General features: G+C 52.9%; 25 protein-coding genes. 12 read left to right on the top strand and 13 right to left on the bottom strand.

Annotation, left to right across the window (positions count from 1 at the left end; translation table 11 throughout):
• Window positions 1-115: 115 nt before the first annotated feature.
• Window positions 116-877: a DUF1254 domain-containing protein gene (locus AB9F27_RS20845; protein ID WP_369758094.1), complete on the bottom strand. Its 762-nt coding sequence runs from the start codon at window positions 875-877 to the stop codon at window positions 116-118.
• Between the two features lie 113 nt (window positions 878-990).
• Here AB9F27_RS20845 and AB9F27_RS20840 point away from each other — a divergent pair, with 113 nt between their 5' ends.
• Window positions 991-2,088 (top strand): helix-turn-helix transcriptional regulator, encoded by a 1,098-nt coding sequence (locus AB9F27_RS20840; RefSeq protein WP_369758093.1) that lies wholly within the window; start codon window positions 991-993, stop codon window positions 2,086-2,088.
• 322 nt (window positions 2,089-2,410) lie between these two features.
• Here the strand turns inward: AB9F27_RS20840 and AB9F27_RS20835 are convergent, their stop codons facing one another.
• Both AB9F27_RS20835 and AB9F27_RS20830 read right to left on the bottom strand, forming a co-directional pair.
• Window positions 2,411-3,763: an MFS transporter gene (locus AB9F27_RS20835; RefSeq protein WP_369758092.1), complete on the bottom strand. Its 1,353-nt coding sequence runs from the start codon at window positions 3,761-3,763 to the stop codon at window positions 2,411-2,413.
• Window positions 3,764-3,773: 10 nt separating this feature from the next.
• Window positions 3,774-4,046 (bottom strand): metal-sensing transcriptional repressor, encoded by a 273-nt coding sequence (locus AB9F27_RS20830; protein WP_335586550.1) that lies wholly within the window; start codon window positions 4,044-4,046, stop codon window positions 3,774-3,776.
• Between the two features lie 64 nt (window positions 4,047-4,110).
• Between AB9F27_RS20830 and AB9F27_RS20825 the strand changes: the two genes are divergently transcribed.
• The 4 genes from AB9F27_RS20825 to ggt all read left to right on the top strand — a co-directional run bounded on the left by AB9F27_RS20825 (window position 4,111) and on the right by ggt (window position 8,004).
• Window positions 4,111-4,470, top strand: coding sequence for a hypothetical protein (locus AB9F27_RS20825; protein ID WP_335586549.1), 360 nt, complete (start codon window positions 4,111-4,113; stop codon window positions 4,468-4,470).
• A 120-nt stretch (window positions 4,471-4,590) separates the two neighbouring features.
• Window positions 4,591-5,259 carry a HupE/UreJ family protein gene (locus AB9F27_RS20820; RefSeq protein WP_369758095.1) on the top strand — a complete coding sequence of 223 codons (669 nt, stop codon included), beginning with the start codon at window positions 4,591-4,593 and terminating at the stop codon, window positions 5,257-5,259.
• A 20-nt stretch (window positions 5,260-5,279) separates the two neighbouring features.
• A complete protein-coding gene (locus AB9F27_RS20815; RefSeq protein ID WP_335586547.1) occupies window positions 5,280-5,915 on the top strand; it encodes a transmembrane anchor protein in 636 nt (211 codons plus the stop codon).
• 304 nt (window positions 5,916-6,219) lie between these two features.
• Window positions 6,220-8,004: a gamma-glutamyltransferase gene (gene ggt, locus AB9F27_RS20810; protein ID WP_335586553.1), complete on the top strand. Its 1,785-nt coding sequence runs from the start codon at window positions 6,220-6,222 to the stop codon at window positions 8,002-8,004.
• 340 nt (window positions 8,005-8,344) lie between these two features.
• On the opposite strand, the gene AB9F27_RS20805 is transcribed toward ggt, so the two are convergent.
• From AB9F27_RS20805 to AB9F27_RS20795, 3 genes are all read right to left on the bottom strand, one after another.
• Window positions 8,345-9,319 (bottom strand): MBL fold metallo-hydrolase, encoded by a 975-nt coding sequence (locus AB9F27_RS20805; RefSeq protein ID WP_335586546.1) that lies wholly within the window; start codon window positions 9,317-9,319, stop codon window positions 8,345-8,347.
• A gap of 117 nt (window positions 9,320-9,436) precedes the next feature.
• On the bottom strand, window positions 9,437-9,742 hold the full coding sequence (locus AB9F27_RS20800; RefSeq protein WP_335586545.1) for a DUF1330 domain-containing protein: 306 nt from the start codon (window positions 9,740-9,742) through the stop codon (window positions 9,437-9,439).
• 100 nt (window positions 9,743-9,842) lie between these two features.
• Window positions 9,843-10,946: an NmrA family NAD(P)-binding protein gene (locus AB9F27_RS20795; protein WP_335586544.1), complete on the bottom strand. Its 1,104-nt coding sequence runs from the start codon at window positions 10,944-10,946 to the stop codon at window positions 9,843-9,845.
• Window positions 10,947-11,023: 77 nt separating this feature from the next.
• Here AB9F27_RS20795 and AB9F27_RS20790 point away from each other — a divergent pair, with 77 nt between their 5' ends.
• Window positions 11,024-11,686, top strand: coding sequence for a helix-turn-helix domain-containing protein (locus AB9F27_RS20790; RefSeq protein ID WP_335586543.1), 663 nt, complete (start codon window positions 11,024-11,026; stop codon window positions 11,684-11,686).
• 26 nt (window positions 11,687-11,712) lie between these two features.
• Here AB9F27_RS20790 and AB9F27_RS20785 read toward each other — a convergent pair whose 3' ends face one another.
• Both AB9F27_RS20785 and AB9F27_RS20780 read right to left on the bottom strand, forming a co-directional pair.
• Window positions 11,713-12,075, bottom strand: a complete 363-nt coding sequence (locus tag AB9F27_RS20785) for a YrdB family protein (RefSeq protein ID WP_335586542.1) — start codon at window positions 12,073-12,075, stop codon at window positions 11,713-11,715.
• A gap of 93 nt (window positions 12,076-12,168) precedes the next feature.
• On the bottom strand, window positions 12,169-12,750 hold the full coding sequence (locus AB9F27_RS20780) for a TetR/AcrR family transcriptional regulator (protein WP_369758091.1): 582 nt from the start codon (window positions 12,748-12,750) through the stop codon (window positions 12,169-12,171).
• Between the two features lie 148 nt (window positions 12,751-12,898).
• Here AB9F27_RS20780 and AB9F27_RS20775 point away from each other — a divergent pair, with 148 nt between their 5' ends.
• Entirely contained in the window at window positions 12,899-13,519 is a 621-nt protein-coding gene (locus tag AB9F27_RS20775; RefSeq protein WP_335586540.1) for a glutathione binding-like protein, read from the top strand.
• A 76-nt stretch (window positions 13,520-13,595) separates the two neighbouring features.
• Here AB9F27_RS20775 and AB9F27_RS20770 read toward each other — a convergent pair whose 3' ends face one another.
• Window positions 13,596-14,411: a peroxiredoxin family protein gene (locus tag AB9F27_RS20770; RefSeq protein ID WP_335586539.1), complete on the bottom strand. Its 816-nt coding sequence runs from the start codon at window positions 14,409-14,411 to the stop codon at window positions 13,596-13,598.
• Window positions 14,412-14,462: 51 nt separating this feature from the next.
• Complete coding sequence (locus tag AB9F27_RS20765; RefSeq protein WP_335586538.1) at window positions 14,463-14,744, bottom strand: DUF1330 domain-containing protein; 282 nt, start codon at window positions 14,742-14,744, stop codon at window positions 14,463-14,465.
• Window positions 14,745-14,839: 95 nt separating this feature from the next.
• On the opposite strand from AB9F27_RS20765, the gene AB9F27_RS20760 reads away from it, so the two are divergent.
• On the top strand, window positions 14,840-15,739 hold the full coding sequence (locus tag AB9F27_RS20760; RefSeq protein WP_335586537.1) for a LysR family transcriptional regulator: 900 nt from the start codon (window positions 14,840-14,842) through the stop codon (window positions 15,737-15,739).
• Between the two features lie 645 nt (window positions 15,740-16,384).
• Here AB9F27_RS20760 and AB9F27_RS20755 read toward each other — a convergent pair.
• Window positions 16,385-17,704 carry an amidohydrolase gene (locus tag AB9F27_RS20755; RefSeq protein ID WP_369758090.1) on the bottom strand — a complete coding sequence of 440 codons (1,320 nt, stop codon included), beginning with the start codon at window positions 17,702-17,704 and terminating at the stop codon, window positions 16,385-16,387.
• Between the two features lie 515 nt (window positions 17,705-18,219).
• Between AB9F27_RS20755 and AB9F27_RS20750 the strand changes: the two genes are divergently transcribed.
• The 4 genes from AB9F27_RS20750 to AB9F27_RS20735 all read left to right on the top strand — a co-directional run bounded on the left by AB9F27_RS20750 (window position 18,220) and on the right by AB9F27_RS20735 (window position 24,625).
• On the top strand, window positions 18,220-19,944 hold the full coding sequence (locus tag AB9F27_RS20750) for an ATP-binding protein (RefSeq protein WP_335586535.1): 1,725 nt from the start codon (window positions 18,220-18,222) through the stop codon (window positions 19,942-19,944).
• Window positions 19,941-21,278: a sigma-54 dependent transcriptional regulator gene (locus AB9F27_RS20745; RefSeq protein WP_335586534.1), complete on the top strand. Its 1,338-nt coding sequence runs from the start codon at window positions 19,941-19,943 to the stop codon at window positions 21,276-21,278. The genes AB9F27_RS20750 and AB9F27_RS20745 overlap by 4 nt, the downstream gene beginning before the upstream one ends.
• A 128-nt stretch (window positions 21,279-21,406) precedes the next feature.
• A complete protein-coding gene (locus tag AB9F27_RS20740) occupies window positions 21,407-22,402 on the top strand; it encodes a TAXI family TRAP transporter solute-binding subunit (protein ID WP_335586533.1) in 996 nt (331 codons plus the stop codon).
• A 66-nt stretch (window positions 22,403-22,468) separates the two neighbouring features.
• The gene (locus tag AB9F27_RS20735; protein WP_335586532.1) at window positions 22,469-24,625 is read left to right on the top strand and encodes a TRAP transporter fused permease subunit; all 2,157 of its coding nucleotides are present in this window, start codon (window positions 22,469-22,471) and stop codon (window positions 24,623-24,625) included.
• A gap of 420 nt (window positions 24,626-25,045) precedes the next feature.
• Here the strand turns inward: AB9F27_RS20735 and AB9F27_RS20730 are convergent, their stop codons facing one another.
• Window positions 25,046-25,441 (bottom strand): VOC family protein, encoded by a 396-nt coding sequence (locus AB9F27_RS20730; RefSeq protein WP_335586531.1) that lies wholly within the window; start codon window positions 25,439-25,441, stop codon window positions 25,046-25,048.
• A gap of 87 nt (window positions 25,442-25,528) precedes the next feature.
• Window positions 25,529-25,858 (bottom strand): DUF1330 domain-containing protein, encoded by a 330-nt coding sequence (locus tag AB9F27_RS20725; protein ID WP_335586530.1) that lies wholly within the window; start codon window positions 25,856-25,858, stop codon window positions 25,529-25,531.
• Between the last annotated feature and the right edge of the window lie 332 nt (window positions 25,859-26,190).

The raw sequence follows: 26,190 nt of genomic DNA, 5'->3' as shown, positions 1-26,190 counted from the left end.
CTATGGACTTACAACAATGACCGCCCGAATATGGGCATAGGCGGCATGACCCCCGCCCAGAAACTGAAAATGGCCGCGTAAGTTCTACAGCCGCACCCCATTAGAAATGGGGGGATTACCGATTGTTCACCATTAGCGCGGCCAGTCGATTAAAATAGGTTTCGATATCAAGGTTATTTACTTGTGTGCGCACGGAAGTCTTCATGTCAATTGAGGCATCGACAACGGCTTTAGGAAGCGTATAATTTTTCCCCCAAGCACTCAGCGGTATAACTTTGAACTCATCCTGTAATGCGTGAACTTCTTTATAATCTGCTTGGCTGCCATCACTGTAAATACGCCCAAGTACCCACACCATGTTGGTTGGAGATTTCATTTGGGTTATTCCATCAGGCAACTCACCTGACCAACTAGGTCCTGTGATGGCATATGACTGTGGAGCGCCACCGTTCAAGGGCTGACTTGCAACGGCAAACACTTCAGACCAACCATCAAGAAAAGGCATGAGATAATATCTATCTGCCATATCTGGAATTGAGAAGACCCAAGGTTCAGTAGAAACGTCGAGCCACGCCATAGTGTAAAGCGTGTCGGCGTTTGGGGCGGCGCAGCAATGGTTGTCGACGGCCGGATAGCTTCGCATCAAATTCATTTGTCCCATGGGGGCATGCTCGCCGTCAGCCTTGACGACGTTGGTTTGCTGTTGGCGGACCATGTCGAAAGTGACCAGCGGGTAGCCATAAATATATGCATCAACGGCAATCTCTAGCGCCTCCACCGAACTCGGCGTCTCAGATGAATCTGAATACGAAGCGCTTGGTTGAATGGCGCCCATCACCACAAAAAATGCAGCCCAAGACGGAGTAAAATGTTTCATTCAAATACCTCTATTCCTGGTGCCGTTTTCTAAATTCGAACTCGACACGCGCCTTTCTTGCTCACACTCAAGGAACGTGATGGGCAACGCTTCCATTAGAAAGCATACCCCTTATGCGGATTGAGATTTCTCTTTACATGCCAAGTTGTGTCGCCGCTAATGTTAGAAAATTGAAATTATGTGAGTTGTTCGCAGCGATGTCCCAAGTGATCCCTCTCATTCGTTCTGCTGCAATGGTTCCATTTATTCGCTGGATAGACCAGAATCGAAGACCTCTAGACCGGTTGCTTGACGCTGCTGATTTAGCCGCCCTACCGATTGGCGATCCGATTCAACCCATCCCCATATATTCGGTAGCGACTTTTTTACAGCAATTGGCCCAACTTGAAGGGCCCGACATTGGTTGCAAGGTCGTTTCGTCGGCAAGTGTTCTAGAGTTAGCAACAGTAGGGCAGATCGCGTTGGGTTCTCGAACGCCGCGAGAGGCACTAATTCGCGTCATATCGGCGCTCCCGTTCCATTGCTCACATGAAATAATTACCCTCTGCCGCGTCAATCAAACGACGGTTTTGCGCGACACTTTCTCAATCCCTTTGGGATCAGACGTCATGCATATTATTCATCAGTTCGTCGCGTCAGTCATTCAGGAACTCTGTGCAATGACGGGTGCGCAGGCTCCAATTCTGATGGATGTAAAGATCATTCCTCATCCTAAATATGGTCTTGAACATCTTGTACCGTTTCTAGGCAAAAATATTTCGGCATCTCCAGACCGCAGCCTTGCGCTAACAATAGACGATACGGTGATGGACCATCCATTCATGGTTACAGCCCGTGAACGCCAAATCAAAGAGCCGCCGACGGGGTGGCATCCGCTTCGAAGCGATGGAAGTTTTGAGGAAACAGCGCGTATCGTCATCGCAGGAATGCTCGCCGACGGCGCACCCACGATTTTGAGACTAGCTGCCGCGTCAGGAATGAGCGTGCGCACACTCCAACGTCGGTTTGACCAATGTGGCACAACATTTTCAAACGTCCTTGATGACGTTCGACGATCCGAAGCCCTAAACGAGCTTTCGGCCCGAGGGCCTACAGTAGGCGAAATCGCGACGATGTTGGGTTATGAACGACAAACGTCGCTGACACGAGCTGTTAGACGCTGGACCGGCGAGACACCAACTGGGCACCGACTTCGTAGTGAGATCACTTGATCGCGCATATTCCGCCGTGGGTCCAGAACATACTATTCGAAACAATCGCACCGCCCAATAGCTGCTTTAAGGAGATTGGAATTGAAGTTCGCTCCCGCGGCGAACGGCTCCTTTCCGCCGTTAGCGTCTAATGCTGCGCTTTGCAAGAAGGTCGCTTAGCCCCCTTTGGCTTAGATGTCGCGAACGGCCCATTGCTGCCGTTCACGACCACCTCAAGATGCTGCGGTGCGGCCCGTCATTGCGGACTTTCGCCGCAACCGCGAAATCGAGCGATGTCTGAATTCACACTGTGCGGACTTAGGAGGCCTTAACCAAAATTGGTTCAATGTCCGCTATTCTGCTGGCCAGTCTCAGTTTCTCTCAAACGCGGCCAGTACTGATGATAGTCGTCTATAACAATTGGATGGCTGTGGGTTCTGCCATCCTGCACATGTGGGTGATCTCTGGGCAGATCCTCATGTGAGTGTTGCACTGCCCTGCCATCCTCTTGCTGCCACAAAACAACCCCACTGACCAATCCAACACCTGCGAGCAGTGCCAAGACAGCAAAAGCCATAGTTGGACCGGTCACTGTGATTAGCCAGCCTGCGAGGGGATATGTCACCAGCCAACAGGCATGGGATAGGGCGAATTGTGCGGCATAGACAGCAGGGCGATCCTCCGCATGCGCGGATCGCTTGAGCAACCGTCCTGATGGGGTCAGCACGACGGAATAACCGATCCCGATGATCAGCCAGCCTGCGAGAAGTGGAAGCCACTGCGTGTCGTAGATGAGTGACATCAGAGACAGGCTTAGAAGCGAGACGACAAGCAAAGCGGCTCCGCCGATCATCACGGGGCGGTCAGGGCGGTCATCCAGAAGCCGGGGTAGCAGCAGGGCGGCCAGCATCGATCCAGCGCCAAAGGCTCCAAGGGCCATTGCCACTTGGGCGTCACCCAGACCAAGATCAGAGCGGACCAGTACCACAGTGTTCACCAGCACCATCGCACCCGCTGCCGCCGCAGCGAGGTTGAGCGACAAAAGCCCGCGCAGACGTGGTGTGGCGAGGTATATCCGCATCCCTCGTGTCGTGCGGTCATATATGCCCCTTGGCGCTGTCGGTTGCGGGATGGGCAGCAGGACCGACACGACCAGTAAGGCCGAACCAACAAATCCGATCACGGTACCGACAAACAACATATGATAGCTGAGGAAAGTCAGCAGGATCGCGGCCAGCATGGGGCTGATGATGTTCTCAAGGTCATAGGCAAGCCGCGACAGCGATAATGCACGGGTATAGCGGTCTTCCTCCGGCAAGATGTCGGGGATTGTCGCCTGAAACGTTGGCGTAAACGCAGCAGAGGCTGATTGCAGCACAAAGATCAGGATGTAGGCCTGCCAGACCTCGGTCACGAAGGGCAGGCACAGCGCCACGGCGGCGCGAACCAGATCGAGGCTGACCAGCATGGTTCGGCGGGGCCAGCGGTTGGCGAAGGCACCGGCGATGGGGGCTATGCCGACATAGGCCACCATCTTGATCGTGAAGATCGTGCCCAGTACAAGACCGGCCCGTTCACCTGACAGATCGTATGCCAAAAGCCCCAGTGCAATGGTGGCCAGCCCGGTGCCAAGCAGTGCAACGATTTGGGCCAGAAACAGATGACGGTAGGTGCGGTCGGCAAGGACGGAGAGCATGAGTTGTCCCTCACAGGTATTTGGTGATCGCCTTGAACTCAGCGGCAACAGGGGAGTCGCTCGTACCGGTCAGGGCGTTATCGAGGCAATGGTCTATGTGGTCCTGGATCAGGGTGCGTTTGGCCTGTTGAACCGCCTTCTCCACTGCATGCAATTGCTGCGCAATATCGGTGCAAGGCTGAGCGTCTTCAATCATCTTGATGACGCTCACCAGATGCCCGTTGGCGCGTTTCAGCCGCTTGACGATTGCTGGGTGGGTTGCATGAGGTACAGGTTTTGTCATATCAGATAGGTAACCCCCCCAAGGGGATGAGGCAAGTGGGCCAAGACCTGCGGAAAAGAGTAGAATGACACGGATCCTGACGGGCTATTTGAGAATTGTGCTGACCATCGCTTTAGCGGTGGGCATGATCTCGTCGTCCAATTCCCGTATGGTCTCGCATGATATCACCGAACTGGCAAAGATCGTTACAGAGCATCACGCCGAGATCGCGGATCACGGCCATGCTCATGAGGACATTGTTAATGTGATGCATGCCTATCATGGACACGCCCATGATGTGGCAGATCATGACCATAACATCGCGTTCCTACCGCCTCGCACATCATCAGGCATGATGCCATCGACACGAACAAACTGGGCATTGGCAAGCTATGCGATGCCAGATCGCAGGGAATTCGATCTGGACCGACCTCCGCGCATGTGATGCCGCGCCCTTCGGGCGCTGCCATCCTACACATTCACAAAGCGGAAAATCAAAATGATACACAACCGATCCCACGGGTCGGAGGTTTGGTCGCATCCTATGCGGCAAACTCTGATCCTTATGGCAATGGTCCTGCTGGCGTTACTCGCCTTCGCGACCACGGCCTATGCCCACGCCGTCACCGAAGGTGACAAGGGCTATATCCAAGAGGTCAGCGGCATGAAGCTGATCCCATTCATGTATCTTGGGGCCAAGCACATGGTCACCGGCTACGACCATCTGCTGTTCTTGTTTGGTGTCGTCTTCTTCCTTTACAAGATGAAGCATGTCGCCATCTACGTCAGCCTCTTCGCCATCGGCCACTCAACAACGATGTTGGCCGGGGTCTATTTTGGCTGGAACGTCAGCGCCTACCTGATCGACGCCATCATCGGACTGTCGGTCGTTTACAAGGCGCTGGACAATCTGGGAGCCTATCAGCGGTGGTTCGGGTTCCAGCCCGATACCAAAGCAGTAACGCTGATCTTCGGCTTCTTTCACGGGCTGGGTCTGGCAACTAAGCTCCTTGAATATGACATCGCACCGAATGGTCTGATCCCGAACCTGTTGGCCTTCAACGTCGGTGTCGAGATCGGCCAGTTGATCGCATTGGCGATGATCCTGATTGTCATGGGCTATTGGCGCAAAACGACCAGCTTCTGGAAACATGCCTACACCGCAAATGTCGTGATGATGTCTGCCGGATTCATTCTGTTTGGAATGCAGATGACCGGTTATTTCGTCGCTTGATACCTTTGGAGAAAAAGAAAATGCATAACGGAAACAAACCAAACCTCGATGAACTGCCAACCTCTGCACAGCTCATCAAATCCACGATTCTGGCTGCTGTGGCGGCGGTCGCTATCCTCGTAACGGTCGTCTTGCCCTCGGAATACGGGATTGATCCCACCGGCATAGGCAAGGCTGTTGGCCTGGCAGAGATGGGCGATATCAAGATACAGCTTGCGGAAGAGGCCGAAGCCGACCGTTTGCTGGAGCTTCAGAACTCTGGGACCGTTGAAGAACAATCCAACCTAGGCGGCGGGTTCTTCAGCTTCTTTGTTGGTGCGGCCTATGCACAAACCGCAGACCCCGACTGGACCGATGAATACAGCGTTACGCTGACGCCCGGAGAAGGCATCGAGGTCAAGCTGGTCATGGATGAAGGCGCAGAAGCCGAATTTCTCTGGGTTGCTGAAAACGGCGTGGTCAACTTCGATCTGCACGGCGACGGTGGCGGAGAGAACATCAGCTATGAAAAGGGACGTGCCGTTCCGGGCGATGAAGGCGTGCTGACCGCAGCCTTCACTGGCAATCACGGCTGGTTTTGGCGCAACCGCGAAGGGCAGGACGTGACCGTCACACTCTATGTCCGTGGCGACTATAGCGAGATGAAGCTGCCATAAGAACCAGATGGCCTCAGTCATATGGTGGGGGCCATCTCTCCGAAGCAGACTTTAGCCGCATCGCGGAAAATTGGTAAAGTGGGCTCAAACCTGCCATTCGCTGCGGAAGTCATGAGGGTCCGGTTTGGGCATGAAGCGTAACAGGCTGCGACCGCCTTTCTTCAAGCAATGACGCAAGTCAAAGCGCTGACAGTCCTTGCGATTTAGGCGCACTCCACAAGATGCTTGCCCCGCAAGTAGCAGGACACCTACACTCCGATGTATATTCACATTTTAGGAGAGAGACGTGTTCCAACAAAAGCATATGATTATTGCTGCCCTCGCAGTCCTAGCGTCAGCTCCTATCCACGCACAGACGACTGCAGATGCCGTCGCACCCGAGGCAGACACCGCACTGACAACGTCGTTCGTCGGTCTAGGCGATGCCGCCCAGTCTGGGTTGGAGGCAAAGACTTCTGGCTCGCCGGTCATCGCCGATGACTGGATGGTTGTGGCGGCTAACCCCTTGGCTGTGGAAGCGGGTGCTGATGTTTTACGCGCCGGCGGCACTGCAGCAGACGCAATGATCGCGGTACAGGCTGTTCTAGGGTTGGTCGAACCTCAGTCATCAGGTCTTGGAGGCGGGGCCTTTTTGGTTTGGTACGATGCCCAGAGCGGTTCTTTGACAACACTCGACGGCCGCGAGACCGCACCGATGGCTGTGACGCCAACCTTATTCCAGGATGAAAACGGCGAACCCCTTGGTTTCTTTGATGCTGTGGTTGGCGGCCTTTCGGTTGGCACACCTGGCACACCGCGTTTGATGGAAGAAGCACACCGCCGCTGGGGTCGTGCAAATTGGCCCAGTCTTTTTGATCCCGCAGTTACCTTAGCCGAGCAGGGATTTGTCGTCTCTGAGCGGATGGCATCTTCAATCGCGGGGGATGCTGAGCGGTTGGGCCGGTTTGGTCCCACGGCAGACTATTTTGTTCCAGGAGGCGTGCCACTTGCAGCAGGAACAAAGGTCACTAACCAAGAATATGCTGACGTTTTGCGGCAGATCGCGATCAATGGGGCGGATGCCATCTACAGCGGCCCAATTGCCCAAGACATCGTGCGGGCAGTGCGTACGGCGGAGGGTAATCCCGGGGTCCTCGCGCTGGAAGACCTTGCAAACTACCGTGTGGTTGAGCGGCCAGCAGTTTGTGTCACATATCGCCAAGCAGATGTCTGCGGCATGGGGCCGCCATCTTCGGGCGCGCTAACGGTCGGGCAAATCCTAGGCATGGCAAGGCAGTTCGATCTGGCAGAACTTGGAGCGGACAACCCAGAAAGCTGGCGGATTATTGGTGACGCAACGCGTCTCGCTTTTGCCGATCGTGGCCGCTACATGGCTGATAGCGACTTTGTACCGATGCCCACAAAGGGGTTGCTTGACCCAGTGTATCTGGAAGGCCGTGCCAGTCAGATAGATGCCACTGACATGGCGCTCGAAACTGTCGCCCCGGGTGCGCCGGAATGGGATCATGCCATGCTGCTGGCAGATGACCAATCAATTGAACTGCCCTCGACCAGCCACATCTCGATTGTGGACAGCTATGGAAATGCGCTTTCCATGACCACGACGATTGAGAACGGCTTTGGTAGCCGTATTTTTGTTCGTGGATTTCTTTTGAATAACGAGCTCACAGACTTCAGTTTCCGTACGCATACGGACGGCGTTCCAATCGCCAACCGGATCGAACCGGGCAAGCGCCCTAGATCCTCGATGGCCCCAACGATTGTGATGCAAGATGATGAGCCTATCCTTGTTATAGGTAGCCCGGGTGGCAGCCGCATTATCGGATATGTTGCGCAAACGATTATTGCCCATTTGGATTGGGGTATGGACGTCCAGCAAGCAGTCTCTATGCCACATCTGGTAAACCGCTTTGGCACTTATGATGTAGAACAAGGAACAACGGCCGAAGACTTCACAGAGCAACTCACCACGCTTGGGTTCGAAGTCAACGCACGTGGATTAAACTCTGGCCTGCACGCCATTTCCATTGGTGACCAACTGCAAGGTGGCGCTGACTCGCGGCGTGAGGGGATAGCGATTGGGGAATAAGACGCCGAATGAATAGGTGCGGTACGTATGGGCTCTTTGCCGACTTTCGCTGCGTTTGCACACGAAATCAACGTCAAATCGGAGGGCGAGCGGCGGCTATTCGGACTTTGCTGCCGTTCAAACTGAGATAGCGAATGTCCGGTTCTGGCGCTCGGCTGAAGGGTGTGAAACAGAAAAATTCCGGCCTGCTCCCATGGCCTCAGGGGACACAGTTGGAGCACACGATCAGACTTGCGGGCAAATCAACAGCTTTGCGGTCATGTTGTGTCCAGAAGAAATTGGCAGTGGCGTGTTGGTGCGAACGTTACATACAATTCCGCCACTGCCTTTTCTTAATCTCTCAATCGAAACGCTGATGCAGCGTGATCCTCCAGCAATGGTCCTGGGCAAAAATGTCGACGCCACCCAAACGATCACCCCAATTTTCTATCATTTCTTTGGCGCATTGCTGGGCAACGCTTTCGAACGCAGTATTTATGATGGCATAAGGGTTGTCCTGGCCGCCCCGCGCTGCTGCCTCGCCGAATGCCGCGCCAAAATCCGTTGCACCATTGGCTCTGTCTGCGGCCTGCACCATGTCGGCCATAAAGGTTTGCTGGGTTTCAACGTCGTCGCGGGTTCCGATCCGTGTCAGATGCCCGCCGATAAAGTGGTCAAAATCGTAGCTCAGGATTATATCATGCGCGGCAAGAAAACCGTCCACCGACTCTGCGACGCCAAGGTCTTTAAACGGTGTCCATCCCGGATAGACAATATCGACCAGCATCAGAACTTTTTGTTCCGGTGCGAAGATATAAATGTTGCCCGGGCTGTGATTAAGGCCGCGATAGTCCAGTTGCAGCGTCTGGCTACCAACTTCCAGCGTCATGCTGTCGGCGAATGTCATTGTGGGAACAGGGCGATCCGGATCATTCTTGTTTACCAAATGGGCGGCAGCATCTTCATGGGCGATAATCACTGCATCATCGGGGTAAATGCTTGCCGCGCCAATGTGGTCTATGTGTGTATGACTGTATATGACATGCGTGATTGGCTCATCCGTCACGCTGGAAATGGCAGCCAGAATGTTCTTGCCGGTTGAGGGCGGCGCATCAACCACGATGACGCCTTCGCCGGTGGTCAGAAACATATTCTGGTAGGTGCCATCGCTCACAAGGTAAAGATCCCGGCCCACTTCCTCGACAACATAGCCCACTTCCCGATCTATGGCCGGGCCGACTGCCGCTGCTGGCACTGGGGCAAACATCTCACCCTGTGCCAGCGCGTTGCTGCACAATAGGATGAAGCTCAAGGCCGCTGTTAATAATGTTCTCACTTTCTTTCTCCGTCAAATTTACCATTCGATCTGGTTTGTCCAAAAATAGTCAGGCGCGGTTGAGAAATCCTAGCGTGGCGGTTGTGCAGACGATTTTATGGTATCCGGTTCCGACCACTATGAGGGTGACAGGGGCATTCCTTCATAGGCCACCATATGTTGAATCGAACCTGCATCTCTTAAGGGTTCCAATGCTTTGTAGTCATCCGAGTTGTGCCAGGCATCGAGCTTTTCCATGGATTCGAATTCAGCGACAACCACCATCTGATGGCCGTCGCTCTCACCATTTAGCATTTTGGGCTGGTTACCCATTGCGACCGGTTTCGCACCGAATTTGGCGCCCACAGCTCGGGTTTCTGCGAGGTAGCTTTGGAATTTCTCTTTGTTGGTCACGGTCACGTGTGAAATCATGTAGGCTGGCATCGGTCTTTCCTTTCGAGTTGGGTTGGATATTGGTCTTCTGTCGTGATCTTGAGCGATGTCTGCGTAGGCACGTCGGCCTACGAGACAGATGGAATTGGCCTCAGGCGACCTTTCCGGTGATTGATTGAAGTCGCGTGGGGGTGTGGGTCTCGTTCCACTCGGGATCGTCAAGGCAGAACTTCGGGTCCTTGAGCATGACGAAGTCTTTCTCGATCTCAACGGCCGTGACGTCTGGTGCCCGCGTGAGAAGGACTTTCAGAAAGCCACCGATCACCTTCAGCTTTCCTACAAAGCTCGGCTTCAGTTCGGGGTGTTCGGCGAGGTATCGGCGGGCGATGCTTTCGAAACTCTCAGGTGTCCGACCACCGACGATCTCCACATCCCGTGTCGGGGCATTGACGGCAAAAGCGCCGCGTCGGTACTCGTCGGTGTAGTACGTCGCCGCTTGCAAAAGCATCACGTTGTCCGGCCGCGCCGCCGCCTTGACGAACTTGAGCATCATCTTTGTAGAGGCTTCCTGATACTTCACATTGCGGCCAAGGACCCGCCCCATCGCGGCGGCGATGTCATGGGGCGACATCAGCTCCGGTCCCGTCGGTCGGTAAGTCTTGCCTGCATGGGTGGCGGGATCGATCAAGGCACCGACAACGACGCTTGCGATATCTTCGTTGGAGGGGGCTGCGTTCTTTTTTACGTCCCCATCACCGAGAGGCATGGACAACATACCAAGGTGAAGAGCCGCTTCCATCCCCGTCAGATAGTTTTCCGCGAACCACCCGACGTTGACGGTGGTCACCGTCATCTCAGACCGCATCTTGATCAGGACATCACCAATGTAAGTATCGCGTGTCATCTGCGAAGGGTGGTCAGCACTCGCCAGCCATTGGCTCAGCGTGACAAGGTGCTCTAGCCCCGCCTCATAGGCCGCAACGGTGAAGACCGCATTGAAATGCAAAGCATTAGGCGCGCCCGGTGCGCATTGGTAAGCGCGTTTTACGCCGTTCATCGCCGCTCGCATGTCCGTCAGCGAATACTGGTTGCCGACGAAGATCTCAGCGCCAGCGCGTTCAAGCGTTTCGCTTCTATGGTCAAGGCGTCGCACAAAGGCCCGAACTGGAAACCCATTCTCCAGCAGTTGTAGGGCGGTCGGAAGGCCGGTCTTTCCGGTGGCGGAGGTGACGAGAATTTTTGATCTTGCTGACATGGCAGTTATTCCTTATCAAGTTGCTAGACTATCTAAAGCGTACACTTTAAAATATAAAGTAACATGTTCGTGATGAAATGAAACAAAAGAACCGTAGCTACAACCTGCTCTGCCCAATCTCGCGAGCACTGGATCACGTTGGCGACCGCTGGACGTTGTTGATCCTGCGCGACCTTCACGCCGGTCCAGCGCGATTCAAAGACCTTCAGACGGGCCTCACCGGGATCGCGTCAAACCTGCTGTCAGATCGGCTACAAGCGTTGGAAGCCAGCGGTCTGATCCAGAAAGGAGAGTCGGAATTCGGCGTGTCGCTTTATTCGTTGACCGAACTGGGAGACGGAACCGGGCAACTGATCTTCGAACTCGCAAGATTTGGTGGTCGGATGCCGCGCCCATCAAAGATCCAAAAGCCGGGCAATCTCAGAACCGTCGCAGTGTCGCTCGGAACGGCCTGCCAGAAGGCCGTTGGCCCAGATCACGATTTCAAGGCAACGCTGCTGATCGACGGGGAAGCATTTCGGATGACAGCGAAAAACGGAAATGCCCAAATCCGCGCTGGCGCGGCTGAAAATCCGGATGTGGTGATGACCACGTCTTACGGACCAATGATGGCTCTTGCTGACGGCGAAATAGATCAGAGCCAGTTCGTATCAAACCATGTAGCTTTGGAGGTGCTCACGCCGGGCAAAGAAGCCGAGTTCTTCGACTTGCTGACACGCGCCATTCGGGAATTCGACTGACATCGCCACGCCCCTCAGCATTCGCCTTACTGCTGCAAAAGCCACGCAATTCGTTGACCTGAAAGCCCGTAGTGAACGATGATCAAAACTGCCAAACCGATTGCGGTCATATTGTATCCGCTCTGGTGGTATGCAAACGCACCACCAAAAAGGATGGCTAATTCCAACAACAGACGTATCAGTCCAGACACGGGAAACGGGGCGGCGCCAGAACGGCTAGGATCATGCGGCACGGCGAACACGTCCCAGAGCGCCATTAAGACGCAAAGCACGACGATGACAGACAGATAGCGCCACAAGCCTTCGGTCGAACTCCAGGCCAGAGTGCCAAAGCCGCCAAGCGCAGAAATTTCAAGGAAAAATCGTAGTGCGAGATTTGCCGATTGCATTGTTTTTCTCTTAAGCGATTGACCGCAATGCGGACAAAACGGCCGTCGATCCTTGCAGCAAAGGCGCTACGACCGTCGTGACTTGAGGGTGGCTCAGGTCAATACAGCCATCGCCATCGCTGCCGTTTCGTTCGCCTGTTGCTCGGTCATCCCCAGTTTGCCGCGGACCTGGAGACCATTCAAGACGGTTGTAATAAAACTAGCCGAAATTTCAGGATTCAGACTTTCGCGCAGAGACCCGTCCGCAATCCCTCGGCTTAAGATTCCAGCGATAGTCTTTTCTTTTTGTCGTGTGTTCTTGCGCAGGCGGTTACGAACATCAGCGTCGTGAGGGGCAAGTTCAACTGACGTGTTGACCGAAAAACACCCCCGACGCACACCAGCACCAGTGGACATTTCAATGACCCCGGCAAATATCTTTTCGAGTGCCTGGCGCCCCGTATCGCTGGACGTGGCGGCCTCTTTCAATCCAGCGTTCGCCTGCGACAAGTAAGAATCGAGAGCTTGGGTAAACAGGCTCTTTTTGTCACCATAGCCTTTGTAAAGGCTGCCTTTGGCGATGCCTGTTGCCTCCTCCAAATCATTCATCGATGTCGCATCATACCCATGCAGCCAAAAAGCATCCAAGGCCTTGGTGAGGACTTCCTCGATGTCAAATTCGCGTGGTCTTGCCATAAGAAGAACTTAGCTATTCGTCACCGATCGGTCAACAACGTGATTGACAGAGCGCAACGTCCATGTGAAATTAATTTGTAACCGATCGGTAACTAACTGTTCTTTCGGCACAGCGACTCTGCCACAAACCTTAGAAGGGAACAAAACGATGGAATTATACTATTCGCCTGGTGCAGGCGCTCTGGCCTCGCACATCACGATCCGAGAGCTGAATTTGGACGTCGACGTTATCGGAGTGGACGTTCAGAAGACGCATCAGACTGAAACCGGGGAAGACTACTACGCCATTAACCCCAAGGGCTATGTCCCATTCTTGACGATCGATGACGACTCGAGTCTGTCCGAGGGCGCGGCGATCCTCCAATACCTGGCAGACCAAGACCCAGAAGGCAGAATGATTCCGCCCGTTGGGACCCTAGAAAGATACCGGGCCCAGGAATGGCTGACTTTTGTCGGTACTGAACCCCAAAGAATCCTTGGCTCATTCTTCATCGACGGCCATCTTACGGACGCTGGACTGGAGTTCGGGAAATCCAAGTTGCATCAACGATTGGCAATCATGGACAATCGACTTGCAGACAACGAATACCTTTTGGGAGCTGAATATTCGGTGGCTGACGCATACGCCTTCGCTATTTTGAATTGGATTCCGGCGTTCGGCCTCGAAATCAACCTCAGCGAATACAAAAATCTGACCCCATACTTGGACAAGATCCGAAATCGTGACGCCGTTCAAACGGCGATGAAAGAAGAGGGTTTACTACAATAATTCTCAACGGTGCCTGGCGGCAAGCTGAGTTTGGTTACCCTATACCTGCAATGAGACCAGACCGCCGCAGGCAAATTCAACCGAATGCCGCCTTTACGGCCTCCATCACCCTCTTGGTGCTGCTGCGAAGCCGGTAATCGTCTGTCTGATCAACCCAACGGATTACTCCGTGTTCGTCAATCAACAAACTTGTAGGAATGGCCATTGCTGAAAAGCTGAAGGGCGCAAGGCCAAACGGTATTCCGCCAATGTTTTTCTTTGGGTTCTTCGTTTGGCCCAAGGCCTTATGATGCTCGAGCCCATACTGGCGGATCACCTTTAAATCCGGGTCTGCGAGTAGCGGGAAATTCAAACCGTCACGCAACTTGTGCACGGTCGCTTCCGTTGGCGTGTCCTTGCTGAGCGCGACAATGCTGACGTTAAACTTCTCCAGCTCAGGTGCCATGTCGTTGAAGGCGCTCAACTCGGCCGAACAATATGGGCACCAGCCACCCCGAAAGAACTTTAGAAGGATGCGCTTGCCACCCAATTCGCCGCTGTCAAATGGGGTTCCCTGCGAATTTTGTGCGGTGAATGGTAGGATTTTGTCGCCGACTTTTACTTTGATGTCACCTAAAGGCGTTTTCCGTTGCGTGAGGACCCAAAGGATGAACGAACCAAACATTATGCCAAGGCCTGCCGGGATGTAGACCAAAAGTCCGGAGCTGCCTGTTCCCGTAATGCCGAGATATACGCCTACGATGGACAACGCGACGCCAACCGCCAGTTTTGTGGCAAAACCACCGATTTTCTTTGGAACGGTCCCGCGAGGGATCGTCCGGAAGTACAGAATTATCGACGCAAGAACGATTGTGAAGCCAGCTATGGCCGTCAATACTGCTAGGGTGTTCATCCGAGTCTCCTATGGTGTGATGTTATTAATCAAGAGCCGATGCGGACCAAATTAGCCCAAAAGCAGAATGTCTGATTCACCACCACTGCGGCGGAGGTCATGAACATCAGCGATTTCTGGGTCATTTATCCAAGCCAATGCCGCTTCTTTATCGGGGAAACTCAGCAGGGCTGCAACATTCGGCACGTCGGGCGCACCATCCAATACAGTGAACTCACCTGCGGCAGCCACCGCTTTTCCGCCGTGCTTTTCAAGTGCGGCACCGGCCACATCGCGGTATTGCGCCAGGGCCTCAGGGTTGGTGACCGTTAGTTTTGCATAAGCGTAGATCATGTTTGCCTCCATTTGGGTTCTGACGAGCAACATAGATCAACTAACGGCAAGTGAAAACGCGTGCAATTGCATAGCTTACGTGCATAAACGCATGTATGAGTGTTGCATGGGATGATCTTCGCACGGTCTTGATGTTGGTTCGGCACGGTTCGTTGGCTGGTGCAGCGGACGTATTAGACATCAACTACACAACCGTTGCGCGCAGGGTTCGCCGCGCTGAAGACGCGTTGAACCAATTGTTGTTTGAACGTTTGCCTGACGGCTACAAACCGACCGAGGCCGCACATTTGATCGCTGAGCATGCGGAAAAAATGGAAAATGCCGAACATGGAATGATGCGGCAGCTGAAGGGGACCAGCACCGAACTGTCAGGCATGCTGAAAATAACCGCCCCGCATGTACTCATCGCGAACTTTCTGTCGCCTGTCATTGATGAATTCTGCAGGGCGTATCCACGGATTGATCTTCGCATCCTGGCAACGACCGAACTCTTGGACCTGACCCGGCTAGAAGCCGATCTCGCGATCCGCATCAGTCGCAATCCCGGCGATACTTTGACCGGTGTCAGGCTTTTGAAACAAGACACCGCGAGTTTTGGCAATCAGGAGGTGGCCAATCGCATTCAGTCCGATCCAACCTCGATGATCGACTGGCTTGTCTATGACTCCCATCCAAATTTACCCAAAGCGATTTCGCCGGAGTTTCCGAATAACCGCGCACGCCTTCGATTTGACGATATTGTCGCGATGATAGGCGCTGCGCAAGCCGGGTTGGGCATTGTGCGCATGCCGATGTTTCTTGGTCGCGCCTCCGATGGGCTTGTCCAGGTTCCAGTTTTGCCGCCCCAACCCTATGCAGATATCTGGGTTGTGGGACACCCCGACGTGTGGCCCTCGCAAAAGTTACGAGCGTTCCGGGCCATTTTGACGAAGCACTGCAAAACACAAAGCCATCGATTTGTCGCCAGAAGACATGAGCGTTCAGGATTTGCCTGACATTCGCGTGTCGGAACTAAGCGATCAAATTCGCAAATTCCGAAAAGCCGACATTTGTGCAATGCGCAGCATCCGGTAGTTTGGGCTCGGAGCTGCCTTTAGATCGATTGCAGCATTCTTGGTTTCGACCTCTCAATGAATGGCAGCTTTCGCTGGATCGCCCTTGAGACCGCGCGCCTGCAGCGAAGGGCCGCTTCCCGCCCTTAATGTTGAATGACCCGAACGGCCCAAACCCGCCGCTCAGAACAGTTTCAAATGCTGCGGTGCAGGCCACCGAAGCGGACATTGACACGTTGCCGCAGCATTATTAGGTCGCTAGGTCTGCTAAGCGGACAAATTGTGAGTTCGTTGCGGTTTTGCCAATGACTGCTTTCAGAAATCCGCCTTGAACGAGCGCGCTAAAAACGGTTGTCTGTCGCCGACCTCATTGCGCTCGAGAACACGAAAGAAGCCACCAAATAGCCATGTCTCGCGCTCGGGATAGAAGGCAGCAAGTGAAACAATAAATTGACGATTAAGCGGAAACGTACACGGAACCACTTCACATAGGGATGCGTAAATGGGGCATTTCAATTGCGCCCCGCGGAGCAAGCCTGTTGGTTAGTTCTATATTATTTTCATCGAGCAAGTTAGTGGACGACGGTTTCATTGCAAAAAGGCCATCACGACGGCGGTCAGGGCTGTCGTGCCAGCCGCAATTGCTGGTAGTTTAACCACATAACGCGGATTGTGGTTGAGCACGGCAGGCAAAATGCCTTTTTCGGTGAAATTGCTGTAAACATCTGGCACGCCAGAACCGATCTCGACATAGAGGATACGAGTGTCGGGATAGGGCGCGCCTAACATGTGAAAGTCTTCTGAACCCATGACGGGTGGCATGCCCAGAAGTACCTTATCGTCACCAAGTGCCGCAGCCATTGCATCCCGGGCGATGGCCGTGTCTTCAGTGGTGTTAAGAATTGGCGTTGAATAACCCTTAAACGTGTAGGTCGGCATCCGGTCTTTCGGCATATTGTACATATTGGCGATGTTATCGGTGACCGATTTGATGCCCTTGATCATCGCGTCGCGCTCTAAATCAGAATACCAGCGCAGGTTAACTTTTAATGTAGCGGAATCTGGAATGATGTTGTTGGTGTCGCCGGACTGGATCGCGCCAACTGTTAAGACAGCGGGCTGGGATTGGTCAAGCGCGCGGGCAACAACAGCCTGATACCCCATCACCGCCATTGCGGCCATGACCACCGGATCTTTGGCCGCATGTGGCGTCGAGCCATGACCGCCTACGCCAAAAATCTGCACGTCGACCTGATCGGTTCCAGCCATTCTGCGGCCATCCCTGATCGCGACAGAACCCGCAGGCACCACGCCCATTGTATGGCCGGATATAATAATTTCCGGTTTTGGTATGAGATCGTAAAGCCCGTCTTCAACCATCGCCGTGGCACCCTCAATCAGCTCTTCGGCGGGTTGGGCTACTAAGATCACTGTGCCTGTCCATTCGTCCTTGCGGGCGGCCAAGATTTTGGCCATGCCAATCAGCCAAGTCGTGTGCGCGTCGTGGCCGCAGGCATGCATAACTGGCAATTCAACACCAAACCGGTCGGGTTTTACGGCTGTGCTTTTATACTCAAGGGCGGTTTCTTCTTTGATGGGGAGGGCATCCATATCCGAGCGGAACATAATCACGGGTCCGTCGCCGTTTTTCATGACGCCAATCACACCGGTTTTGGCAATCCCTGTGTGAACTTCAAACCCATTTGCTTTCAGCTCGCTGGCGACCAAAGCCGCAGTTTCAGATTCCATAAAGGCGTGTTCAGGATTGGCATGTAGTTTCGTGAATATATCAAGCAAACGGGGTTCGTCTTGGCCAACGGCATCGGATAAAGTTTCAGCCCTCACGGGGCCGTTCAAAGCGAGACCAAGGACAACTGTTGAGAGAATGAGTGCCGTATTTTCTAACATTTTATCTTCCTGATCTAAAGAACGGATTTGAAAACCCAAGTGGTTGTTGAACGTTTTTGCCCTACCTTGATAGCAGACATTAACTGCATTGCAGAAAAATGGCAAAGAGGGCTCTTTGCCGACATTCGCTGCGTTTGCATCCATTGGCAACCCTGGCATTGCCGCTAACGGCCCTTTGTTGCCGTTCGCCTACCCTCGATAATGCCGCAGTGCGGCCCGTTAGACCGGACTTTCGCTGCGCCAGCAGAATCGAGTGATCGGTGAATTCACAGACTGCGGACTTAGCCGCCGTTCACTGCAATTCCGTCGATGTCCGCTAATGCTGAGATCATCGCCTTCTTATTGGAACGGTTGCTGCCACGATTTCTAAGTAGGGTGAGAGTCTCTGACTTCGGAATTCCCTTAAGAAGTGCCTTGCCCTGCGAGTTTCCGCAGGGCGCTTTCGGTAGGTGTACTGGATAACTGTTTACATAAAGTCCCGTCCGGTATCACATACATCCTCATAGGAGAGGTCAATGCCAACTGAGATCGATATTGAGCGCGCGCCTAGAAGGATGCGCAAACGCGTTCTTGGCGTATTGCTTTTTACTGTTTTGCTTGCCACTGCAGCGACCTTCTTTGGGGCTCAGCATTATTTCGAACGGTTGGAGGGTGAAACGGCAATGAACCGTATGGCCTTGTACCAGCGTGCTTTGAACGAAACGCTACGCCAACACCAGCATTTGCCCTTCGTGTTGGCAAGCGATCCGCGTTACGCTCAGGCATTGCAGCCCAACTTTGTGACGCCTGAAACAAACGAAAGGCTGCAGCGTTTGGCAAGTGAAGCCAAGTTGGAAGCCATTTACCTCATGGATGCAACGGGACGTGTTGTAGCGACTTCTAATGCCGATAAGCCGCATAGCTTCCTTGGTCAAAACTATGGTTTCCGTCCTTATTTTCAAAGTGCCTTGCAAGGCGAGCGTAGCGATTACTTCGCAATCGGTGCGACATCTGGACGACCTGGATATTTCGTTGCGGAACCTGTTTCGTTTGCTTCAAATACCCAAAAAGGCGTCATAGCGATCAAGCTGGATGTGAGCGAACTGCAACGGTCATGGGAAAGCGACAGTGAAACAGTTGTTGCAATCAATGAAGACAATATCGTCGTTTTAGCCTCCAACCCTGATTGGCTTTATCGACCTGTTAGCACCCTCGATTCAAAGGTCCGCATGGCGATCTTGGAAAGCCGTCAATTTGGCAATGAACAACTTCAATCGCTAGATTGGATGCCCATTGGAACAGACCGTGTGCGGCTGGAAGGGACTGATTATTTACTAGCATCCGGGACGTCCGAATGGCGGAACTGGACCGTCCATTACTTGCATCCTCAAAGTATCATTTTACGCGAAACCCTTCTAACAACGGCCTTTTTCGGTAGTATCATCACCTTCCTGTTGGGGTTTGCAACGTTCCTTCGGTCGCGGCGTATCGAATTGGCGTACGCTGCATCCGAACGGCGGCGTACAGAATTGATCGAAACAAATCGACGCTTAGAACATGCGCAGACAGAATTGGCACGTAACGCTAAGTTGGCAGCACTTGGCCATTTGGCAGCCTCCGTTACACATGAGTTGGGTCAGCCGATAAGCGCATTTCGAAACCACCTTGCTGCAGCGGAGATAGGCAATGAAATTACTTCGCCCCAAACCGCTGCAAACCTGAACAAGCTTGTGGACCGCATGGAAGCTGTCACAGCGCAATTCAAATTTTTCGCGCGCGGGCGGGGTGATAAGAAGACCAAAGTGAACTTGGCAACCGTCTTTGAAGAGGTAGAGAACTTACTACAAGCCGAGCTCTTAGAGGGACACATTAACTTCCAAACTGCGCACTTACCCAGTCCGATCTATATTCATGCCCATCAAATTCAATTGGAGCAGGCGCTGGTAAATCTGGTTAAGAACGCAATTCACGCTGTTGAAGACAAACCTAAGCCGATGATTAAAATTGATGTTTCCACCAACCGAGGCGTTCTTAAAATCCACGTAACGGACAACGGTCCGGGACTTGCGAATGCAACCCTCACCGACCTGCAAGAGCCATTTTTCAGCACGAAACCCTCCGGGATTGGGATGGGGTTGGGTTTGGCTATTGCGACTGAAATCATTAAAGATCACGGCGGGGAACTCGCCCTTGGTGACGTCCAAGATGGCGCGACGTTTATCGTGACGTTATCATTTGATGCGAACGGGAGTAGATCATGAGCAAAGGGACCGTACTTGTTATCGAAGATGATCGCGAAATGCGTGTTTCATTGGATCATTTGTTGCAAAGCGCAGGGTATGACACCGTCATTGCAAAAAATGGGTCTGATGGGTTGGACGCTTTGCAGCAAAACGCACCCGATGTTGTGTTAAGTGATGTTCGGATGCCTGCAATGGATGGGCTTGAATTTCAGCGAAAAGCGCGTGAAATCAGCCATGTACCTGTCGTTCTGATCTCGGCGCACGGTGATATCCCAATGGCTGTCGGCGCGTTACAAGATGGTGCCTATAGCTTCATTGAAAAGCCATTCGAACCCCGCCGCCTTTTGGGAATTCTGAAGAATGCAATTCGGATGAAGCGGCTGGAAGACAGTACCAAACTGTTGCAAAATAGATTGGTCGAATTGGCTGACTTGGAACGTGTTTTAATCGGTAACAGCACGCAGATCGCTGATACCCGTGATTTAATTTTCGACTTTTCCATGAGTCGCGCAAATGTCTTAATTCTTGGACAAACGGGCACTGGAAAGGAATTGGTCGCGCGGGCTTTGCACGATCTTGGTCAGATCCCTGCCGCCCCGTTTATTCCAATAAACTGCGCCACGATCCCACCAGAACAGTTTGAAGAAACTGTATTTGGCACCATCGATAATCCGCGCGGATTGATGAGCCAAGCCGACGGTGGAACGCTGTTTTTAGATGAACTCAGTTCGATGCCCTACCAGTCCCAATCCAAATTTCTGCGCGCGATCGAGACGCAGCAATATCAACGCGTGGGCGAGACCGAAGTTCAAACTGTTGAACTGCGCGTGATCAGCGCCGCATCGGGGCAGATTGCGCAAATGGTCATCGATAAAACCTTTCGCAAGGATCTGTTGTTCCGTCTCAACACCCTCGAAATCTCACTGCCCTGCTTAGCCGATCGCGGTGAAGACGTGTTGTTGTTGTTTCGTCACTACCTGGAACGGCTTAGCCAGCTTTACGAACTGCCATCCCCGACGCTCACGAATGACGATATCTCGGCCCTTATCGCGTATGATTGGCCCGGCAATGTGAGGGAATTACAAAACGTTGCTGAACGGCGTGTGCTGGCCCAGCGTCGTGGCGGTGGGTCTGTCAGGCATTCCATGGCCAAGCAATCGACGTCGCAGGCTTTTCCCGAAACCCTTCGTGAAGCTGTCGCCATGTTTGAACGCGAGTTGGTAAGCCGTGCGATCCAAAGCGAAAACGGACGCATGGATGATGTCGCTGCGTCCCTTGGGATAGGACGACGCACTTTGAACGAGAAGATCGTCAAACTAGGACTAGATAAAGAAGCCATTTTGTCGCGTTAAACTGCCATGCGGACATCCGCAGACAACTTTATGCGTCTCCTGCATTTTCTCACATATCGCGACTCCCGCCCAGTTTGGCATAACCGTCACAAGCCGGATTAATGGCTAAATTTCTGGGAGGAAATATAATGAAAATGTTGAAAGCACTTGTTGTCAGTGCCGGTCTTGTGACGTCCGGCGGTGCCTTTGCGCAAGGCGCAGACTACGTATTGAATACAGCATCAACGGGTGGCACCTATCACCCCGTAGGTACAGCGATCTCGACCTTGTCAAAAATAAAATTGCTGCCAAAGCAGGGGTTTTCGCTCACGGCCGTGAACTCTGCAGGGTCCGGCGCTAACGTCCAAGCCTTGTCCGCCGGCACCGCCGATTTCGCAATTTTGCAGGGTCTGTTCGGATCATATGCCGTCACAGGCACAGGCCCCGTAAGTGAGCCACAGGCGAACCTTCGTTCGGTTACAATGCTTTGGCAGAACGTCGAGCAATTTATTGTGCCAACGGAAAAGGCGACAACAGGCACAGTCGCAGATTTGACTGGCCTGAAAGGCATGTCTGTTGGCATGGGCAAACAGAACTCTGGCACCATCGGGTCCAACACTGTTTTGCTTGCTGGCCTGGGCTTAGATGTCGGGTCTGACTTCACGCTGGTCTCAGCAGGGTACGGTCCCACGGCAGACGCCTTGGCAAACGGGCAAGCGGTTGCCGCTGGCATCCCGTCTGGTCCACCAACTGGTGCGATCACAAAACTGATGGCTTCCAATGAAGGTAAATTCACAATCCTTGACGTGACGGCTGAACAAAACGCTGCGATGGACGCTGGCCGTAATCTTTGGGTGCCATACACAATCGCGGCTGGTACCTACCCCGGTCAAACCAAGGACGTGAACACAATCGCGCAACCCAACTTTTTGGCTGTGAACGCAAGCGTTGACGAAGAACATGTCTATATGCTGACCAAAACCATGTATGAAAATTTGCCGTTCTTGCAAGCGATCCATCCCGCAACCAAAGCGATGATGATTGAATCAGCAATGGCAGGTCTTCCGGCCCCCCTGCACCCAGGGGCCGCGCGTTACTACACAGAAGTTGGTCTGGAAATTCCAGCAAACTTGATCGCGCAATAAGACACTAAGACCGCGATAAGGGGCACCATTTTGGCTGCCCCTTATTCCTTTTGGGGGGAGAACCACATGACAAACGCTGCTGTACAAGAACCAATGACCCGAGACATGCTGTTAAGAATGCCGCGGGGTAAGTTTGGGACACAGCACATCGTGCTTGTTTTCGCGATGTGTTTTGCCATTTGGCACGTTTTGACTAACGTTTACCTGACGGAACCCGGGCTTTGGCAAAACGCCATCCATTTCGCAGGTTTTGCATTTCTCGCCTCCATCACCCTTAGCCCTTGGGGCAAACACTCTGGTCAAACGTGGGCTTGGGTCGTGGACACCGTTTACGGATTGCTCGTGGCGAGCGCTGCGTTGTGGGTGGCAGGGGCCGAAAGCGGTCTCTACGAACGATCCCTCGCGGTGACCGGTTTGGGCTGGCAATTTACTATCATTGATTGGGCCGCAGGTTTGCTGCTGATATTTGCATGTATTGATTTGTCGCGTCGTGTGTCCGGTTGGGTCATCCCGATCTTGATCGTCTTGTCCCTCAGCTATATCTTATTCTTGGGTACAATGTTGCCGGGTGTCTTCCGCTCTGCGAGCCTTCCCATAAACGATGTTTTGTTCCGAACGCTTTACAATGATGAAGGTATGTTCGGTATCCTTGCCAACATCTCGGTCACGAACATTACCTTGTTCATGATCTTTGGCGGCTTTCTGGTTGTGTCGGGTGCCAGCAACTTTGTAATCGAAATATCCAAAGTTGTGGCGGGCCGTATCAAAGGCGGCGCTGCATTTGTCGCGATCATCTCTTCGGCTTTGACGGGTACGATTTCCGGATCAGCCATCGCCAATACGGCGTCCACTGGGGTCATCACCATTCCCTTAATGAAGTCTAACGGCTTTCGGCCAAAATTTGCAGCGGGCGTTGAAGCTGCGGCATCAACGGGTGGTCAACTAATGCCACCAATCATGGGGGCTGGTGCATTCGTTATGGCCAGCTATACATCCATCCCCTACGGCACAATTGTTGCCGTGTCTGTTGTGCCTGCCATCCTCTACTTTCTATCAGTTGCCTTTATTGTGCGCATTGAAGCCGTCAAATATGATGTTGGGTCCGAAATCGATCTGACCGTAGATCACGGCAAAATGTTGTCCGGTGGTTTGGTGTTTGTCATCCCATTGGCTGTGATGATCTGGTTGTTGCTCTCTGGCGTGACCCCATCCTTTGCCGCCTGCTGGGCCATAGTTGCTGTGATCGCAACCTCGTGGTTCACCAGCTTGCTTGCATGTTTCAGCAAAGACGACGGGTTCACACCCGTCAATATGGGCCCAGCAAAGATTTCTGAGGCACTGGTGAGCGGCATCAAGTCAGCCATCATGACCGCCATTTTGTTGACGGCTATCGGGATTATGAACAATGCAATTGTGACCAGTGGCGTTGGAAATGGATTTTCGTTGATGATCGCACAGTGGTCTCAAGGGTCTTTGGTGTTGGCGATTGGGCTCATCGCGATTGCCTCACTTGTATTGGGAATGGGGCTGCCCGTAACGGCCGCCTATATTATTCTCGCTATCTTGACCGCGCCCGCCTTGGCTGGGATCATGGCCGACGGCCTCATCGCAGAACAGTTGATGGCTGGTATCACTGATCCGGCAAAGTCGGGGTTGTTCTTCCTTGTGGATCACCCGCTGGTCGCACAAGTGGCGACGGGTATGACCAAACCCGAGGCATGGGAATTGATCCGAAACATCCCCTTCGAAATCGCGGTCACAATCCGGCCTGTCATGGTCGATCCTACGATGCTGACGACGTTTTTGTTGACGGCGCATTTGATCATCTTCTGGCTCAGTCAAGATTCCAACGTGACGCCACCGGTGTGTCTTGCAGCATTCACAGCCGCCGGTATTGCGGGTTCACCTCCAATGGCAACAGGTTTTGAAAGCTGGAAAATCGCCAAGGGTCTATATGTCGTGCCATTGTTGTTTGCCTACACACCTCTGATTTCAGGCGACCTGATTGAAGTGCTGCAAATTGGCTTCTTCGCACTGTTCGGAATTTACGCAACCAACGCTATCATCCAGTGGTACGCAGAGGGTCCAATTGGCCCTATCAGCGCATTGCTTTTGGTTCTTGGTGCAGTGGGAGCCTACTGGCCTTTGGCACTGCTTCCCAACATCATAGGCGCGTTGGCGATTTTGACGGTGATCGTTTTATCTTCTAACCGAAAAGCATAGGGGGCAAGCATCAAAGTGGATCCTAAAGCAGACTTTCGTGCAGATTGCAGCATGGGTCAGATTGGGCTCACTGCCGCCATTAGATCGTTTGCAGCATTCGTGGATTTGACCTCTTATTGAACGGCTGCTTTCGCCAGATTGCCCGAGAGCCCGCGCACTTGCAGCGAAAGTCCGCAATCCGCCCTTAGTGACGAATGCTGCGTTTGCATAAAAATTCCGAGACAACTCTTAGTGTAGTTGTCGCGAACGGCCCACAGGAGGCATTCACCAGGTCGGTTCACGCCGCATTGCAGCTTCACCAGACCAGAAGTTCGTGCATTGCGCAGCATTTTCGAGAAGCGAGTGACGGCAGTGCGGACAAAGCTGCCGCACTTCAATGCGGGCCTTTGACCTGCTATCGTACTGCAGTAAATCAGTTATCTAGATGTATCGACCTGCGCGTTGCAATATTTCGATCTTGTAGCCATCCGGATCTTCTAGAAAGAAAAATGTAGCGAGCTTTTTTCCGTCGTGATCGAACGATTTGACGTCGCCAGGAAGAAAACCTAGCGCGGACAGCCTCTCGCGTTCCGCATGGATATCTTGAACACTGAACGCTATATGGCCGTATCCATCCCCAAGTTCATAAGGACCACTCTGTGCCTTGTTGACGGTGAGTTCGACCTCAAATTCGGTCTCTTCATTAGACAAGTAGATAAGGGTAAAATTTTCAAAATCGAAAGTATCTGCCACACTTAGGCCGAAAGCCTCTTCATAGAAATTAACGGATTTCTCCCTGTCCTTTACACGGATCATGCTATGAATTGCCTTGGCCATTTTCTGTTTTCCTTAGATTGAAATCGTCTCGCAGACTTAAGAGCCCCCGAGACTTTCTTTGAAATCATTTAATCACAATTGGGACAGCTACTCTGCAGCGGGAAGATACGGTATTGCGCCCGCAAGATCCGTATCGTCGATGACATGAAAGCGGCTCACGCTTCCGGCTTGTCGCGCTTTTCCGAACGGAGCGTATTCGGGATCATTTGCAAACGCATCAAGCGCCTCTCGGGACGGGAACTGAATGAGAGCGATCAAGGTTGTATCCAGACCCTCACCCTCAATCGTTTCGATATTTCCGCTGCGCGATAGATACTTGCCGCCGTGTTTTGCAACTATGTCGTGAACCTTGGTTGCATATTCTGGAATCCATGCGTCGTCAGTTACCTTTACGTCGGCAATTAAAAAAACAGTCATTTTTCACTCCCTTATTATTTAGTTTTTGTTGGTTAGCAGGGACAAGCATAGAAGGGATTTCTACTCCTGTCTGCCCACCACATTCAAAGTCCACCTTGGGCTCCTTGCGGTCATGCGGCGGTGCAGAGTGAAACCGAGTTTCAGGGTTGCCTGAACGTCGGCTTCTAATGTCTGGGCAGGGTTGGTTCGCGCCCGCAGCGAAGGTCCGCAATCCGCGGTGGTTTCAACCGGTGGACGTAACACTTTAATCTTTTGGAAGAGATGGAGTGTTGAACATGAAGTATCGTCGCAGAATTTACTATTCGTCTAAGCAGCGCACGGAGATTTGGGAT

Origin of the sequence: Falsihalocynthiibacter sp. CO-5D18 (genome assembly GCF_041205445.1) — a bacterium.
GTDB lineage: Bacteria > Pseudomonadota > Alphaproteobacteria > Rhodobacterales > Rhodobacteraceae > Falsihalocynthiibacter > Falsihalocynthiibacter arcticus.
Note: the sequence above shows the minus strand (reverse complement) of the source record. Positions and strands in the feature narration are given on the sequence as shown.